Source organism: Arthrobacter sp. P2b, assembly GCF_900168295.1.
Taxonomy (GTDB): domain Bacteria; phylum Actinomycetota; class Actinomycetes; order Actinomycetales; family Micrococcaceae; genus Arthrobacter.
Genome location: NZ_FVZL01000023.1, coordinates 1 through 13,983, shown reverse-complemented (window position 1 = coordinate 13,983; position 13,983 = coordinate 1). Strand labels below are relative to the sequence as shown.

At 65.8% G+C, this 13,983-nt stretch carries 12 protein-coding genes and 2 tRNA genes; 3 read left to right on the top strand and 11 right to left on the bottom strand.

Annotated elements, in window-relative coordinates; genetic code table 11:
• Window positions 1-8: 8 nt before the first annotated feature.
• Complete coding sequence (locus B5520_RS20640) at window positions 9-1,262, bottom strand: hypothetical protein (RefSeq protein ID WP_139386285.1); 1,254 nt, start codon at window positions 1,260-1,262, stop codon at window positions 9-11.
• 290 nt (window positions 1,263-1,552) lie between these two features.
• On the opposite strand from B5520_RS20640, the gene B5520_RS20635 reads away from it, so the two are divergent.
• Window positions 1,553-2,029, top strand: coding sequence for a DUF3515 domain-containing protein (locus tag B5520_RS20635; RefSeq protein ID WP_079598978.1), 477 nt, complete (start codon window positions 1,553-1,555; stop codon window positions 2,027-2,029).
• Between the two features lie 56 nt (window positions 2,030-2,085).
• On the opposite strand, the gene B5520_RS20630 is transcribed toward B5520_RS20635, so the two are convergent.
• From B5520_RS20630 to leuC, 6 genes are all read right to left on the bottom strand, one after another.
• Window positions 2,086-3,225: a D-alanine--D-alanine ligase family protein gene (locus B5520_RS20630; RefSeq protein WP_079598940.1), complete on the bottom strand. Its 1,140-nt coding sequence runs from the start codon at window positions 3,223-3,225 to the stop codon at window positions 2,086-2,088.
• Window positions 3,226-3,227: 2 nt separating this feature from the next.
• Complete coding sequence (locus B5520_RS20625; RefSeq protein WP_079598977.1) at window positions 3,228-4,262, bottom strand: NAD(P)H-dependent glycerol-3-phosphate dehydrogenase; 1,035 nt, start codon at window positions 4,260-4,262, stop codon at window positions 3,228-3,230.
• An 11-nt stretch (window positions 4,263-4,273) separates the two neighbouring features.
• On the bottom strand, window positions 4,274-5,053 hold the full coding sequence (locus B5520_RS20620) for a lysophospholipid acyltransferase family protein (RefSeq protein ID WP_079598939.1): 780 nt from the start codon (window positions 5,051-5,053) through the stop codon (window positions 4,274-4,276).
• A gap of 11 nt (window positions 5,054-5,064) precedes the next feature.
• Window positions 5,065-6,390, bottom strand: a complete 1,326-nt coding sequence (gene murA / locus B5520_RS20615; RefSeq protein ID WP_079598938.1) for a UDP-N-acetylglucosamine 1-carboxyvinyltransferase — start codon at window positions 6,388-6,390, stop codon at window positions 5,065-5,067.
• A 137-nt stretch (window positions 6,391-6,527) separates the two neighbouring features.
• A complete protein-coding gene (gene leuD, locus B5520_RS20610) occupies window positions 6,528-7,139 on the bottom strand; it encodes a 3-isopropylmalate dehydratase small subunit (RefSeq protein ID WP_079598937.1) in 612 nt (203 codons plus the stop codon).
• Window positions 7,140-7,147: 8 nt separating this feature from the next.
• Window positions 7,148-8,602, bottom strand: a complete 1,455-nt coding sequence (gene leuC / locus B5520_RS20605; protein WP_079598976.1) for a 3-isopropylmalate dehydratase large subunit — start codon at window positions 8,600-8,602, stop codon at window positions 7,148-7,150.
• Window positions 8,603-8,715: 113 nt separating this feature from the next.
• Between leuC and B5520_RS20600 the strand changes: the two genes are divergently transcribed.
• On the top strand, window positions 8,716-9,435 hold the full coding sequence (locus B5520_RS20600; RefSeq protein WP_058266868.1) for an IclR family transcriptional regulator: 720 nt from the start codon (window positions 8,716-8,718) through the stop codon (window positions 9,433-9,435).
• Window positions 9,436-9,472: 37 nt separating this feature from the next.
• The gene (locus tag B5520_RS20595; RefSeq protein WP_079598936.1) at window positions 9,473-10,018 is read left to right on the top strand and encodes a DUF1697 domain-containing protein; all 546 of its coding nucleotides are present in this window, start codon (window positions 9,473-9,475) and stop codon (window positions 10,016-10,018) included.
• Window positions 10,019-10,045: 27 nt separating this feature from the next.
• Here the strand turns inward: B5520_RS20595 and B5520_RS20590 are convergent, their stop codons facing one another.
• The 4 genes from B5520_RS20590 to B5520_RS20575 all read right to left on the bottom strand — a co-directional run bounded on the left by B5520_RS20590 (window position 10,046) and on the right by B5520_RS20575 (window position 13,790).
• A complete protein-coding gene (locus B5520_RS20590; protein WP_079598935.1) occupies window positions 10,046-11,662 on the bottom strand; it encodes a GTPase in 1,617 nt (538 codons plus the stop codon).
• A complete protein-coding gene (locus B5520_RS20585) occupies window positions 11,659-13,428 on the bottom strand; it encodes a dynamin family protein (RefSeq protein WP_079598975.1) in 1,770 nt (589 codons plus the stop codon). Before B5520_RS20585 ends, B5520_RS20590 begins: the two co-directional genes overlap by 4 nt.
• Window positions 13,429-13,514: 86 nt before the next feature.
• A tRNA-Glu gene (locus B5520_RS20580) sits at window positions 13,515-13,590 on the bottom strand.
• A gap of 128 nt (window positions 13,591-13,718) precedes the next feature.
• Window positions 13,719-13,790, bottom strand: a tRNA-Gln gene (locus B5520_RS20575).
• Window positions 13,791-13,983: the final 193 nt, after the last annotated feature.

Below are 13,983 nucleotides of genomic sequence, written 5' to 3'. Positions count from 1 at the left end.
TACACCTTTCACTTACTTCGCAATTCCGGGCAAGCGATGTCGACCTGCGCGAACTTCCAGGTAGCAGGTGCGACTACCACCGCTGCAGAGGCCAAAGCTCTGTCGTTGCTGCAGGCCGTGCGGGCTGCGTCTACTCCCGGTGCCCACGCAGGGCCCGTTTGACGGGTTGTGGCAGTGGGAAAGTAGCTGATGAGGAGAAATATGACGAAAATCCCCGCAAAGAAGGGGACGTTGCCGCGACTGATGTGCCCATTCTGCACGGCAGTGGCGACGGCCAGTGGAACCAGCAGGAGAAGGAACATCCCAGGGGCAGCCGCATAGCGTATGTACGTAAAGCTGTTGGCCCAATCTGATTCCGCATAGGCGGCGTAGTTGAACATGGTATTTCCGCTCAAAACTACTGATGCCGCCCAACACAATCCGGAAGCTGCAATGGCAACCACCGCCCCGAATTTCAGAACTGTGGTGCCTTTTGCCAATACAAACGCCAGCAGCCCGATAAACAGCAAAGTCGGGATAACAAGGACCCACGAACCGAAGTTCACAATTCCAGATGCCAAGGTCCTGCTGTCCGGATGCCAGATCGATCCGATGGGCAGCAGCACGTATCCCATCAGGACTGACAATTTGTCGACTGCGTCGGTGGGAGGTGCAGCCCCATTGAACCTCGGGTTGACGAGGGTTGTCAGGACTTGGAGAATCAGGCCGAGCAGCAGTCCCGCGGGTGCTGCGTAGCTCCGTCGCTTCCAAGCAACCCAAACAGCGAGGGGCAAGAACATGCCGCTGATAATTTCGCTAGCTGCAGTCAGGAAGGAAAGCACGAAAAGCACGGCACCGGCCGCCGGGTTGGCTGGCTTCTTCAGCAGGAGCCAGGGCGCCAGCCACAGCAGGTACCAGTGCAGATTGGCTGCATTTCCCAGGACTTCGTTCGGACCAATCGGCAACAGGATCGGAATTACGGCGATCATGAGGCGGACTGATACTGATTCGGTCAGTACGCGAGCCAAGTGGAAAACACCAATTGATATCCCTGCCACCACAGCACAACTCAGCAGCGACATGGCAATGGCGTAGCCCTCCAACGGAACAAGGGCGTGGGAGATGCTGGCCAGGAGCCTGGGCAGGACGTGCAAGTAGCCGTCATAAGGCAGAAAAATGCTTTGGAGGTGTCCAGCGCGCAAAACGTCCCGGAGGAACACTCCGCCGTCCTCGGCCCACACGGTCTCCCGGGTCAGGGTCGGTAGCCGGCCCCACGCGATCATTGTCAGGACACAAGCGGCGCCCAGCAGACTGGCTGCCTTCAGTATGCGGCTCCTCACCGGTCGGGAGGCCTCCACAGCCGGAGGGGCGGAGTCAATTATTCTTGTCATTGTTTCTTCAGCTTATCGCCCTGTCGGCCGGCAGGTTGTCCAGTCGAGCGCGGGGCAGCGTTCGCCTTAGGTTCGTGCAGAGGCCGCCGCATCCCGGGACCCTGGTAGATTGGCGTGTGGCTCTGTGGCCGGAGATGATGGTTGTCATGCCCATCTTCCTGTCCAAGCCACATCCCGGCCGCATGACAAAAATGCGAACGGCTCTCGCAGCGGCGTTCATCATCTCTTCGTTGGCAGGGTGTTCTCCCGCGGTGGATGTCACCGCTGCCAAAGATGCAGCGGATCCGGCCTGCGCACCCATGATGGTGGCACTGCCGGACGCGATCGGGGACGCCCGCCTGCGCAAGACGAACAGCCAGGCTACCGCGGCCTGGGGGGACCCGTCCCTGGTCATCCTTCGCTGCGGCGTCAACGTTCCCGGCCCCACCACCGACCGCTGCGTGACAGTCAATGGCATCGACTGGGTCATCAAGGAAGGCGACCCGGTGTGGACCCTGACCACCTACGGCCGTGAACCTGCTACCGAGATCCTGATGGACCCGGACAAGATCAGCTCCGCCACGGTGCTGGCAGACCTCGCAACGGCGGCCGGGAAGGTGCCGGCCATCCGGAACTGCGTGGGCCAGGAAGAACTCCAGGACCTGCCGCAGAGCCAGTAGGCGCAGCCCGGGCCGCCGGGATCTTTCGCGGCGCTCACCCGTGGAGAGGCCCCTGCTTAGCGCAGTCCGGTCTTCCGGTTCAGGGCCAGGTGGATGAGCTCATCGATCAGGTCGGCGTAGCCCAGTCCGGATGCTGCCCACATCTGCGGATACATGCTCTTGGGCGTAAAGCCGGGCATGGTGTTGATCTCGTTGATGATGAGGTCGCCGTCGGGCGTATAGAAGAAGTCGACGCGGCTCAGGCCCTCGGCCCCGACGGCGTCAAACGCGGCCGCCGCCAGTTCGCGGACCCTGGCGATGGCTTCCTCCGGGATCTCCGCGGGGCAGCTCAGCGCTGCAGCATCGTCCTCCACGTACTTTGCGTTGAAGTCGTAGAACTCGTGGCTGCCACCGGACACTGAAATCTCGCCCGGCATCGATGTCCTGGGGGCGTCGGTGCCTCTGCCTTCCAGCACGGCGCACTCGATTTCACGGCCGGCGATTCCGGCTTCGATGACCAGCTTGAGGTCGTGCCGCCGTGCTTCCTCGATGGCGGCATCCAGTTGGTCGAGGGAGTCCACCTTCGAAATTCCCATGGACGATCCGGCCCGTGCCGGCTTGACGAAGACGGGGAACCCGAGCAGGTCCACCTGCTTGCGGACGGCTTCCGGATCCTTGCGCCACTGCCGGTCAGTCACCGCGATGTAGGGACCGACCTGGAGCCCGGCTGCCTCAAAGACCACCTTCATGAAGTGCTTGTCCATGCCCACTGCGGAAGCCAGCACACCGGCACCCACGTAGCGGGTGTCGGAAAGCTCCAGGAGCCCCTGGATGGTGCCGTCCTCCCCGAAGGGTCCGTGCAGCAGCGGGAAGACCACGTCCACGGCGCCCAGTTCCCGGGGGACTTCATTCGGCGAAGCCACGATCAGCTGGTGTTCGCCGCCGATCTCGGCCAGGGTCACCGTGTCCGAAGACGGTGCCACCTCCGGGAGGGATGACGCAGCCAGGGACCACTGCGCGGTGTCGGTGGAGGCGAGGACCCACTGTCCGGACTTGGCAATCCCGATGGGAATCACGTCGTACTTGTCTTTGTTGATGGCGCCGAGCACTCCGGCGGCCGTTACGCAGCTCACGGCGTGTTCACTGGAGCGGCCTCCGAAGAGGACGGCCACCCGGGGCTTTGCCGGCACTCCTGCAGTCAGGTTGTCTGGGGACATCGTCAGTAATCGCCTTCAGGTTTCAGTTCGCGGGACAGCAGGAGGGGCCCCAGTTGGTCAACGGACAGCTTGCCGGCCAGCACCGCCACGACGGCGGCCGTGATGGGCATGTCGACGCCCAGCTTGCCTGCCAGCTCATGCACGGCCTGTCCGGACTTGATGCCTTCGGCGGTCTGGGTCATTTTCTGGCCCACTTCCTCCAGCGTAAGGCCTTGTCCCAGCAGCCGCCCTGCGGTGTGGTTCCGCGACAGCGGTGATGAGCAGGTGGCCACGAGGTCGCCGAGGCCGGCGAGGCCAGCCATGGTTTTCGCGTTCCCGCCCAGCGCCAGTGCAAGGCGCGAGGTTTCGGCCAGTCCGCGCGTGATGACGGAAGCCTTGGTGTTGTCGCCCATCTGCTTGCCCTCGCAGATGCCCACGGCCAGTGCGATGACGTTCTTGACGATGCCACCGATTTCGACGCCCACCACGTCGGAGGTGGTGTACGGCCGGAAATACGGCGCCGTGCACGTCCTGGCAAGCCAGCCGGCCACCGCGGAATCGGCGCATGCCACCACCGATGCGGTGGGCTCCTCCCGCGCGATTTCCATCGCGAGGTTTGGGCCGGAGACGACGGCGATGCGTTCAGCCGGGAGGGCGAGTTCCTCGCTGATGACCTCGCTCATGCGGGCGTCAGTGCCGAGCTCCAGTCCCTTCATCAGGGACACGACGATGGCGCCGGGGGCGATCATGTCCTTCCATTCGCGCAGTTGGGGCCGCAATGACTGGGCCGGCACCGCGAGGACCACCAGATCCGCTCCCTGGAGTACCTCCCGGACGTCCGAGGAGGCTGTGATACTCGCCGGAAGTTCGATGTCTTTCAGGTACTGAAGATTGCGGTGGATGCTGTTGATCTGCTCCACCACTTCATCGCGCCGCCCCCAGATCCGGATGGCGCGCGCTGTGTCCGCCGCGATGGCGGCGTCCCCGAGGATTTTCGCGAACGTGGTACCCCAGGACCCCGCGCCGAGCACGGCGACGGAACGGGCGGAGCCCGTCATGTTCCCGGAGGTCACTGAGCATCCGCCCCATTGCCGGGCTGCTGCTTCTGCTGCTCGCGCTCCACGAAACGTCCGTGCTTTGCCTGCTGCTGGCGGGTCGGATCCCAGCGCTCTGCCGGTGGCTCCTCGCCCCGGATCCCCGCCAGGAGTCCGGTGATGGCGTCCATGATCGCGTCCGTGGCGGCCGACAACGTGGCCTTGTCCAGCGGCCGCCCGGAGAATGCACTGAGGTCCACGGGATCACCCACCACAACCCTGGACTGCTTGCGCGGGAAAATATGGAACCGCTTGCCATAGCGGGGAAATACCTCGTGTGCGCCCCAGTGGGCGATGGGAACCACCGGGATCCCGCCTTCGAGGGCCAGCCTGGCTGCACCCGTATGCCCCTTCATGGGCCACAGGTCCGGATCGCGTGTCAGCGTGCCTTCAGGGTAGATGATGATCGCCCCGCCTTCGGCGACAATCTCCTGGGCGACCTGCAGCGAGCGGTTCGCTCCCGCCGTCGAACGTTCCACCGGCACCTGCTTGGTGGCCCGTAGGAGCCAGCCGAGGCCCGGCACGTTGAAGAGCGCTGCTTTGGCCAGGAAGTGCGGCGCGCGCTTCTGGTTGTAGAGCATGTGCCCCACCACGAGGGGGTCTATCTCGGTGCAGTGATTGGGCGCGGCGATGAAGCCGCCGGCGGGAAGCTTCTCGATCCCCTCCCATTTCTTGCCCATCATGAGGGTCAACAGCGGGCGGACGACGCCGGCGATGAACACGAATGTGGCCCTGCTCTTGGCAGATTCCTTCACGGTCCGTCCCGTTACTTCGTGGTGGTGATGTCGAAGTCAGCACCCAGGCCGGCAAGCTTTTCGGTGAAACGCTCGTAGCCGCGGTTGATGATGTCGATGCCCGTTACCCGCGAAGTACCGGTGGCCGCCAGGGCGGCAATCAGGTGGCTGAAGCCGCCGCGGAGGTCAGGGACGTCGATGTCGGTTCCCTTGAGCTGGGTGGGCCCGGAGATGACTGCCGAATGCAGGAAGTTGCGCTGCCCGAACCTGCAGGGAACGCTGCCGAGGCACTCGCGGTGGACCTGGATGCTGGCACCCATTCGGATGAGGGCGTCGGTGAAGCCGAAGCGGTTTTCGTACACCGTTTCGTGGACGATGGAGACTCCCTCGGCCTGCGTAAGCGCCACGACGAGCGGCTGCTGCCAGTCCGTCATGAAACCGGGGTGCACGTCTGTTTCCAGGACCAGCGGGTTGAGCTTGCCGCCCCGGTGGTAGAAGCGGATGCCGTCCTCGCCGATGTCCATTCCGCCGCCCACCTTGCGGTAAGTGTTCAGGAAGGTCATCATGTCCCGCTGCGAGGCTCCTTCGACGAAGATGTCTCCACGCGTGACCAGCGCAGCGGACGCCCAGGACGCTGATTCGTTGCGGTCCGAAAGGGCCCGGTGGTTGTAGCCCCCAAGGTCGCGGACGCCTTCGATCCTGATGGTGCGGTCCGTCTGGACGCTGATGATGGCGCCCATCTTCTGCAGCACGGCAATGAGGTCGATGATCTCGGGCTCGGTGGCCGCACCGGACAGCTCGGTGATGCCCTCGGCACGGGTGGCGCTCAGAAGTACCTGCTCGGTGGCCCCCACGGACGGGTAGGGCAGCGAGATCTTGGCTCCGTGCAGACCCTTGGGTGCTGAAATGTGGATTCCGCCGGGACGCTTCTCCACGACGGCACCGAACTGGCGCAGGACGTCCAGGTGGTAGTCAATGGGGCGGTCGCCAATCTTGCAGCCGCCCAGGTCGGGGATGAACGCCTCGCCGATCGCGTGGATCAGCGGTCCGCAGAGCAGGATGGGGATCCGGGAGTCGCCGGCGTGCGCATCGATGGCCGTACTTGGTGCCGTCTTGGCAGCCTTGGGGTCAAGGGTGAGGTCGCCGTTTACCGGGTCCTTCTCCACGGTGACGCCGTGCAGCTGCAGGAGGGAGGTGACTACCTCCACGTCCTTGATCTCCGGAACGTTCCGCAACACCGACGGTTCGTTGCCCAGCAACGCCGCCACCATCGCCTTGGGGACCAGATTCTTGGCCCCGCGGACGCTGACGCGGCCTGTAAGCGGGACTCCGCCGCGGATTGTCAGAACACTACTCATATACCGGTTTCCTCACGATTACTCGCCCCCAAATCCTTGCAAAGGCTCCAACCAAGCATAGGAGGTCGCGTTACCGAACCGAAATACGCGGGCCCACCGGCAGGGCGTGGCGGGCCCGCGTACTGCCGATTCCCGCGTCAGTGCGGCTGGGAAAGCCGCGCGGGCAGGGTCTTGGGCTTGAAGGCAGGGCGGGTGGCTTCGTAGGCCGTGATGTCCGCCTCATGCTGCAGGGTGAGCCCAATGTCGTCCAGGCCTTCCAGCAGGCGCCACCGGGTGTAGTCGTCGATCTCGAACGGTGCGACGATGGTGCCGCACACCACCGTTTTCGACTCCAGGTCCACCGTCACTTCGGTTCCGGGAGCGTTTTCCAGCTCTTTCCAGATCAGTTCGATGTCATCCTGCGCAACCTGCGCTGCCAGCAGTCCCTGCTTCCCGGAGTTGCCGCGGAAGATATCGGCAAAGCGTGATGAGAGGACGGCTTTGAAACCGTAGTCCTTCAGGGCCCACACAGCGTGTTCCCGGGAGGAACCGGTGCCGAAGTCCGGTCCCGCCACCAGGACGGAGCCGGTGGTGTAGGGCGCCTGGTTCAGGATGAAGGAGGGGTCCTTGCGCCAGGCGGAGAACAGCGCGTCCTCGAAACCGGTGCGGGTAATGCGCTTGAGGTAGACCGCGGGGATGATCTGGTCCGTGTCAACGTTGCTCTGGCGCAGCGGGACGCCGATGCCGGTGTGCTTGGTGAACTTTTCCATGATGTGTCCTAGGCTGCGTCGGTGCGGATGGCTGCGGGTTCGGGAGCGGGTTCGAGGTCCGACGGCGAGCTGAGCGTGCCGCGGACGGCTGTGGCTGCCGCCACCACCGGGGAAACCAGGTGGGTGCGGCCGCCCTTGCCCTGGCGCCCTTCGAAGTTGCGGTTGGAGGTGGAGGCGCAGCGCTCCCCCACGTCCAGCTGGTCCGGGTTCATGCCCAGGCACATGGAGCAGCCGGCAAAGCGCCATTCGGCGCCGAAATCCTTGAAGACCTTGTCCAGGCCCTCGGCTTCGGCTTCGAGCCGCACGCGTGCCGAACCGGGCACCACCAGCATGCGGATGTTCGGGTCCTTTTGGCGGCCGCGGACGATGTCCGCCGCAGCACGGAGGTCCTCCATCCGGGAGTTGGTGCAGGAACCCAGGAAGACCGTGTCAACGCGGATGTCCTTCATGGGGGTGCCGGCCTCCAGTCCCATGTACTGCAGGGCGCGCTCCGCGGCGGCCTTGGCGTTCTCGTCGCCGAAGTCTTCCGGGGACGGGACGGACTGGGACAGGGAGACGCCCTGGCCGGGGTTGGTGCCCCAGGTGACGAACGGCTCCAGGGTGTCGGCGTCCAGGTCCACTTCGACGTCGAAGGTTGCGTCGTCGTCGGTGCGCAGGGTGTTCCAGTACTCGACGGCGGCGTCCCACTCCGCGCCCTGCGGCGCGTGCGGGCGCCCGTACATGTAGTCGTACGTCGTCTGGTCCGGCGCGACGAGGCCGGCACGGGCGCCGGCTTCGATCGACATGTTGCAGATGGTCATCCGGGCATCCATGGACAAAGCACGGATCGCCGAGCCGCGGTATTCGAGCACGTAGCCCTGGCCCCCGCCGGTGCCGATCTTGGCGATGACGGCCAGGATGATGTCCTTAGCGGTGACGCCGGGACGCAGGGTCCCTTCCACGTTGATGGCCATGGTCTTGAACGGCTTCAGGGAGAGCGTCTGGGTGGCCATGACGTGCTCCACCTCGGAGGTGCCGATGCCCATGGCCAGCGCGCCGAAAGCGCCATGGGTGGAGGTGTGGGAGTCACCACAGACCACGGTCATGCCCGGCTGCGTGAGCCCCAGCTGGGGGCCCACCACGTGCACGATGCCCTGTTCGGCGTCGCCCAGGCTGTGCAGCCGGACGCCGAACTCGGCGCAGTTGTTGCGCAGGGTCTGGATCTGGGTGCGGCTGGTCAGGTCGGCGATGGGCTTGTCGATGTCCAGGGTCGGAGTGTTGTGGTCCTCCGTGGCGATGGTCAGGTCCGGGCGGCGGAGCTTGCGCCCGGCCAGGCGCAGGCCTTCGAATGCCTGCGGGGACGTGACCTCGTGCACCAGGTGAAGGTCGATGAAGAGAAGGTCGGGCTGAGCGTTGGCTCCTTCGCCGTCGCCTTTGCGCACCACATGTGCGTCCCAGACTTTCTCGGCCAATGTCTTTGCCATGGCCATCTCCCTTCACTGCTGTTTGGCTGAATGGTTCAACTGAATCAGCATGGCTCCATACAGCGCCAGCCGAAAGATTTGCATCTCAGATAATGAGACGGCAATATCATTACATGGACAATTCTAGTGGAGTCGGTGTCATTGATAAAGCGGCCCAGGTGCTTGATGCGCTGGAGGCCGGCCCCACCACGCTGGCACAGCTGGTGGCGGCAACCGGCCTGGCCCGGCCCACCGTCCACCGACTGGCCCTGGCCCTCGTCCACCACCGGCTGGTCAGCCGCGACATCCAGGGGCGGTTCGTCCTCGGCAGCAGGCTGGTGGAGCTGGCATCGGCTGCCGGCGAGGACCGCCTGATTGCCTCGGCAGGTCCCGTACTCATGCAGTTGCGCGATGCCACGGGCGAGAGCGCGCAGATCTTCCGCCGCCAGGGCGACTGGCGTGTCTGCGTGGCGTCTGCCGAGCGCCCCATCGGCTTGCGGGACACCATTCCGGTCGGCACGCAGCTGTCCATGAAGGCAGGCTCCGCGGCGCAGGTCCTGCTCGCATGGGAAGACCACGACCGCCTGCTCGAGGGCCTGCAGGCCGCACGCTTTACGCCCACCGTCCTGGCAGGCGTACGACGGCGGGGCTGGGGCCAGAGCCTCGGCGAACGCGAGCCGGGGGTCGCCTCCGTCTCGGCACCGGTGCGGGGCCCGTCCGGCCGGGTGATCGCCGCGGTGTCGATTTCGGGCCCGATCGAGCGGCTCACCCGCCAGCCGGGCCGCCTCCACGCCGAGGTTGTGTGCAACGCCGGGCGGATCCTCACCGAAGCCCTGCGCAAGAACAACGACTGACGGCATCCTCCTGGAGCCCGGGCGCTAGGCTGTGGCCATGGGCAGCTACGCAGTGTTTCTCCGCGGCATCAATGTGGGCGGCATCAACATCAAAATGGCCGACCTCAGGGAAGCCCTGAATGCCTGCGGTTTTCCGGACGCCCTGACCCTTCTGGCCAGCGGAAACGTGGTGCTGACCAGCAGCCTCGGTGCCGCCGTCGTCAAGCGGGAATGTGAAAAGTGCCTGCGCGCCGCTTTCGGCTACGAAGCCTGGGTGGTGGTCCTTGACGCGGGCAGGGTGGCCGAACTGGTGGAAGCATGCCCTTACCCTGATGATGACAGGTCCACGCACACCTACATCACCCTGTCCTCGGACACAGCGGTGCTGGACGAACTGGAGACGGCAGGGGCGGCCCTCGACGGCGCCGAGCAAAAGCGGCTGGGACCCGAGGCCCTGGCCTGGCTGGCACCGGCAGGCGGAACGCTGGACAGCCCCTTCAGCAAGATCACTGCCAAGGCCAGGTTCAAGTCAGCCACCACCACCCGCAACCTGCGGACCCTGGTCAAGGTCCGGGACGCCGCTGCCGCCCTTAATACAGCGTAGGAGCCCGTACAGCACAGAAGCCGGGCGCTACCCGGACCCGGCCTTCTTCAGCGCGGCGTTGAAGGCGCCGAGCCTGCTCACCTCCACGTCCACCGGTTCCACCACGAACTCCTGTGCCACGGAAGCGACGGCAGCGTTGAGCCGTTTCCGTGCTTTGCCTGCCCGGGCGCGGGCTGCAGCGGCGGCGATGAAGCGCCCGGTGATGGCCAGGAAGATCCCCAGCACCACTCCCAAAGCGATCATCAGGGTCGGGACCGGCCACCCTTCCACTCGGGGCACCTCCGGTACGGGCATCTGGAAATAGCCCAGCGCCGCCAGGACGCCAAGCCAGCCGAGCCCGACCACGACAGTCAGCAGCGCCAGCCATTGCACCACGTTGAACACGCCCCACCACCAGGATGTGCGGTTGGCGCCCAGGTCCGTTCCGGCAATGCCCTGGTCCAGGGCATCAGGAAGTCGTTCCCTGCCCTCACGGGCCGCGCCGCGGATGGCGGCGCGCCAGGGGCCGGGAGCGCCGGCACTGGCTGCATCGGCAAATTCCCGGACGGTCGCATCAGTGCGGGCCCGCTCCGGTGCGCCGGCCGGCGGCAGTGATGTCCGGTTCAGTTCTGCTGGTGCGCTGCTGCGAAGGTTGAGCCGGCGCAGCGGGTCCGGCCGGAACCGGGATAACCAACGGGTGACGGGCCAACCGGTCCGGCGCACGGATTCCAGCCGGTAGGACTGGCCTACCGCTCTCACCACCACCGGCACGTTCGCCGCCACTGCCAGTTCATCGGCAAGCCGTTTTTTTGATGCGGGGCGGACGCCGGCCGCTTCCCCCTCCCCCGACACGGCCAGCAGCTCCTGTGCTGCCTTGGCGATGTCGGCAGCCAGCCGCTGTGACTGTGCCTTGCGCTGCATGGCTACGCTGCGGATGGCAGCGCGGAGGGCGGCAACGCCGGCACCCGTCGTGGCCGAGGACGCGAGGACCCGGACCTCCGCGAGGCCGTCGCGGGCCAGGATGCCGCGCAGGGAGTCGAGCACGGGCTGCACGTCCCGCTCGGGCAGCCGGTCCACCTGGTTCAGAACCACGAGCGTGACGGCGCCGTGGGAGGCAAGCGGGGCAAGGAAGCCGTGATGGACGGCTGCGTCGGCGTACTTTTGTGGATCCAGGACCCAGACAAGGACGTCCACCAGGCCCACCATCCGCTGCACTGTCTCGCGGTTCGCTTGCCGGGTGGAGTCGAAGTCCGGAAGGTCCAGCAGGATCAGCCCGGTTTCCTCATCGGCGAAGCCGTCAACCGCTGCAGCGTGGTGCCTGTTGTGAACCTCAAGCCAGTCCAGCAGCGGCTCGCTGCCCTCCGCTCCCCACACCCCCGCCAGAGGCTCGGATGTCGTCGGGCGGCGGGCGGCCGCCGTCGCGATTTCCGCGCCGCTGACCGCGTTGAACAGGGACGATTTGCCGCTGCCGGTCGCCCCGAAGAAGCCCACCACAGTGTGGTCCCCGGACAGTGAACGGCGGGAACTGGCCCGTTCCAGGACACGGAGCACTTCCTGCAGGGTTTCATCGGGAAGGACGCCTTCGCCCAGCTCCCGGGCGTCGTTGAGCGCCTGAAGCCGGCCGTCCAGCCGTGTTGACTCCCGTGCGTCGCTGTGCCGGCTCACGCGGTGCCCGCCAGCCGGGCCAGGGCGTCGGACTGGGCCGGCAGGGCATCTTCGGCAACTCCGCCGGCAGCAGGCAGCCGGAGCAGGAACTTCTGCTGCTCCCCGTCCAGCAGGCGCTGACAGCGGGCTGCGAGGTCCTCCCGGGCTTTTTCGGCCATGCGCCGGACCGCATCCTCGCCGAAGACCGCTTCCAGCAGCCGCTGGCCCACGACGGCGGTCCCGCCTGCCACACCAATCTCCAGGCCGGTCAGTCCCGCGGTCATCGAAAACACCACAATCATTAGAGCCGCTCCCAGTCCGTTGATCCCGAAGGACAACCAGCGGGCCTGGGTGCGCTTGCCTTGGCCCTCCGTGCGGATGAGTTCCATCAGTGCCTCCTGCCAGGCACGGATCTCCTCGGCAGTGCGGTCCGCGAAGCCCGGCGAGGTGCCGGAAAGATCGTCAGTGCCCAGCAGTTGCCGTCCCGCCGGATGGGAGCGCCAGCGCTGGTCGGTCTCCTCGGCAGCGTTGGCTGCCTCATCAACGATCACTGCCTGCAGGCCGGTCTCGATGGCGGCCTCGACCTGCACGGCGGGTGCCGGCTCGCCCCGGAAGAAGGCTCCCAGCCGGTCCCGGAACCGTCCAACGTTCTGTTCCAGGGTCCGGAAGAATTCGCCGGTGCCGACGAAGTCCTGCCATCGTGCCAGGACTTCGCCGCGCAGGAGTGCCCCGTCCCGGGTGGCGTCCAGGATGCGCTCCGCTGCATGCCGGTAGGCTGCCACGGCGTCGGCTTCCAGGCTGCTGGCAGCGCGCTGCTGTTCGCGGGCCGCCTGGGCGATTGCGGCAACCCGGCCGGAGAGGGCACGGACCGACCCGTTCAGGGTCCGGCGGGCAACCTCGGACCGGCCCACGGCATCGGCCGCCAGCTCGTCCAGCCAGGTTTTCAGCTGACGGACTGCTCCTTCCGGCAGCATGCCCCTGGAGTCCAATGGGGTTTCGGGAATGACGAACATCGGCGCGCTCCCCAGCCCTTCCTTGTCCAAAAGTGCACGGAGGTCCTCGCTGACCTCCGCCTCCGCACCCGGCGGGACCCGGTCCAGCACCACGGCCACCATGATGTCCCGGGTGGCGGCATCCAGGAGCAGTTTCCAGGGGACGGCGTCGGCATAGCGGTTGGCGGTTGTGACGAAGATCCAGAGATCCGCGGCCGCCAGGAGTTGCCCTGCCAGCTTCCTGTTGTCGTCAGAAATGGAATCGACGTCGGGGGCGTCGAGGAGGGCGATCCCGGCAGGTACCGACGGGTCGGCAAGCAGTACCAGCGACGACATCGGGGCTGCGTCGGACGTGATCACGTCCATAGCGGAAGGAACCTGGGCCACGGCGAGGGCGCCGCGGATCCGGTTGAGGCCGGGCAGGACGCGCTGCCCCTCGAACCAGGGCGCCTCGGCCGGGTTGTGCAGCAGGATGGGCTGCCGGGTGGTGGGGCGGATCGCTCCCGCGCGGGTTACCGGGTGGCCGACGAGCGCGTTGACGAGGGTCGATTTGCCCGCGCCGGTGGAACCTCCGACGACGGCGAGGAGTGGAGCATCCAGGCTGCGGTAGCGCGGAAGGATGTAGTCATCGAGCTGGGTCACCGCATTCGCAGCCTCGAGGCGGGCCTGCTCCGCTCCCGGAAGTGCCAGCGGCAGGGCGACGTCCGCAAGCCCGTTGCGCACATCCTCCAGCAGCGCCAGCGCTTCGGCGGTCCGCGGCTCCGGCTGCGTGTGATCGTGGGGCTCGTTGGACATGGTCACAGCAACATCATGCCAGCTCAAAGCTCCGCGCGCCGGGAAATGAAAAATGGCCCCGGGCTGTTGCCCGGGACCATTTCCGTTGGTGACCCCAGCGGGATTCGAACCCGCGTTACCGCCGTGAGAGGGCGGCGTACTAGGCCGCTATACGATGGGGCCGTGTACTTCCTGCCAGCGTTTCCGCTGGTCAAGCTCAGTGATTGTTTCACACACTGCGCTGTGGTTTCAAATCGGCGGACCGCTTGAAACCGTTCCGTTTTGAGGCCGGAACGGCGCTCAAACCGGAGCTGGGATACCAGGACTCGAACCTAGAATGACGGTACCAGAAACCGTAGTGTTGCCAATTACACCATATCCCAATGATACTTTCGGGCCGGTTTTCAGGGCTTTTGCCCCGCTCCGTGCCCCTCAGCACGAGAAATTACTTTACCCGAGACTTCCGGCTCGCACAAATCGGCGCGTTGACTCGTTGAAAACCTCCGCGTAGACCGATTCGTTGCCTCATTTGAAAACCTCCGCGTAGCGGCGTGGTTCTCGGGAGCGGCACCGGAT

Excerpts from the sequence above, each read along its gene's own strand:
- B5520_RS20600 (WP_058266868.1), top strand. The coding sequence starts at position 8,716 with ATGGACAATTCTAGTGGAGTCGGTGTCATTGATAAAGCGGCCCAGGTG.
- B5520_RS20585 (WP_079598975.1), bottom strand. The coding sequence starts at position 13,428 with ATGTCCAACGAGCCCCACGATCACACGCAGCCGGAGCCGCGGACCGCC.
- leuC (WP_079598976.1), bottom strand. The coding sequence starts at position 8,602 with ATGGCAAAGACATTGGCCGAGAAAGTCTGGGACGCACATGTGGTGCGC.
- B5520_RS20635 (WP_079598978.1), top strand. The coding sequence starts at position 1,553 with ATGACAAAAATGCGAACGGCTCTCGCAGCGGCGTTCATCATCTCTTCG.
- murA (WP_079598938.1), bottom strand. The coding sequence starts at position 6,390 with ATGAGTAGTGTTCTGACAATCCGCGGCGGAGTCCCGCTTACAGGCCGC.
- B5520_RS20595 (WP_079598936.1), top strand. The coding sequence starts at position 9,473 with ATGGGCAGCTACGCAGTGTTTCTCCGCGGCATCAATGTGGGCGGCATC.
- B5520_RS20625 (WP_079598977.1), bottom strand. The coding sequence starts at position 4,262 with ATGACGGGCTCCGCCCGTTCCGTCGCCGTGCTCGGCGCGGGGTCCTGG.
- B5520_RS20640 (WP_139386285.1), bottom strand. The coding sequence starts at position 1,262 with ATGATCGCGTGGGGCCGGCTACCGACCCTGACCCGGGAGACCGTGTGG.
- leuD (WP_079598937.1), bottom strand. The coding sequence starts at position 7,139 with ATGGAAAAGTTCACCAAGCACACCGGCATCGGCGTCCCGCTGCGCCAG.
- B5520_RS20630 (WP_079598940.1), bottom strand. The coding sequence starts at position 3,225 with ATGTCCCCAGACAACCTGACTGCAGGAGTGCCGGCAAAGCCCCGGGTG.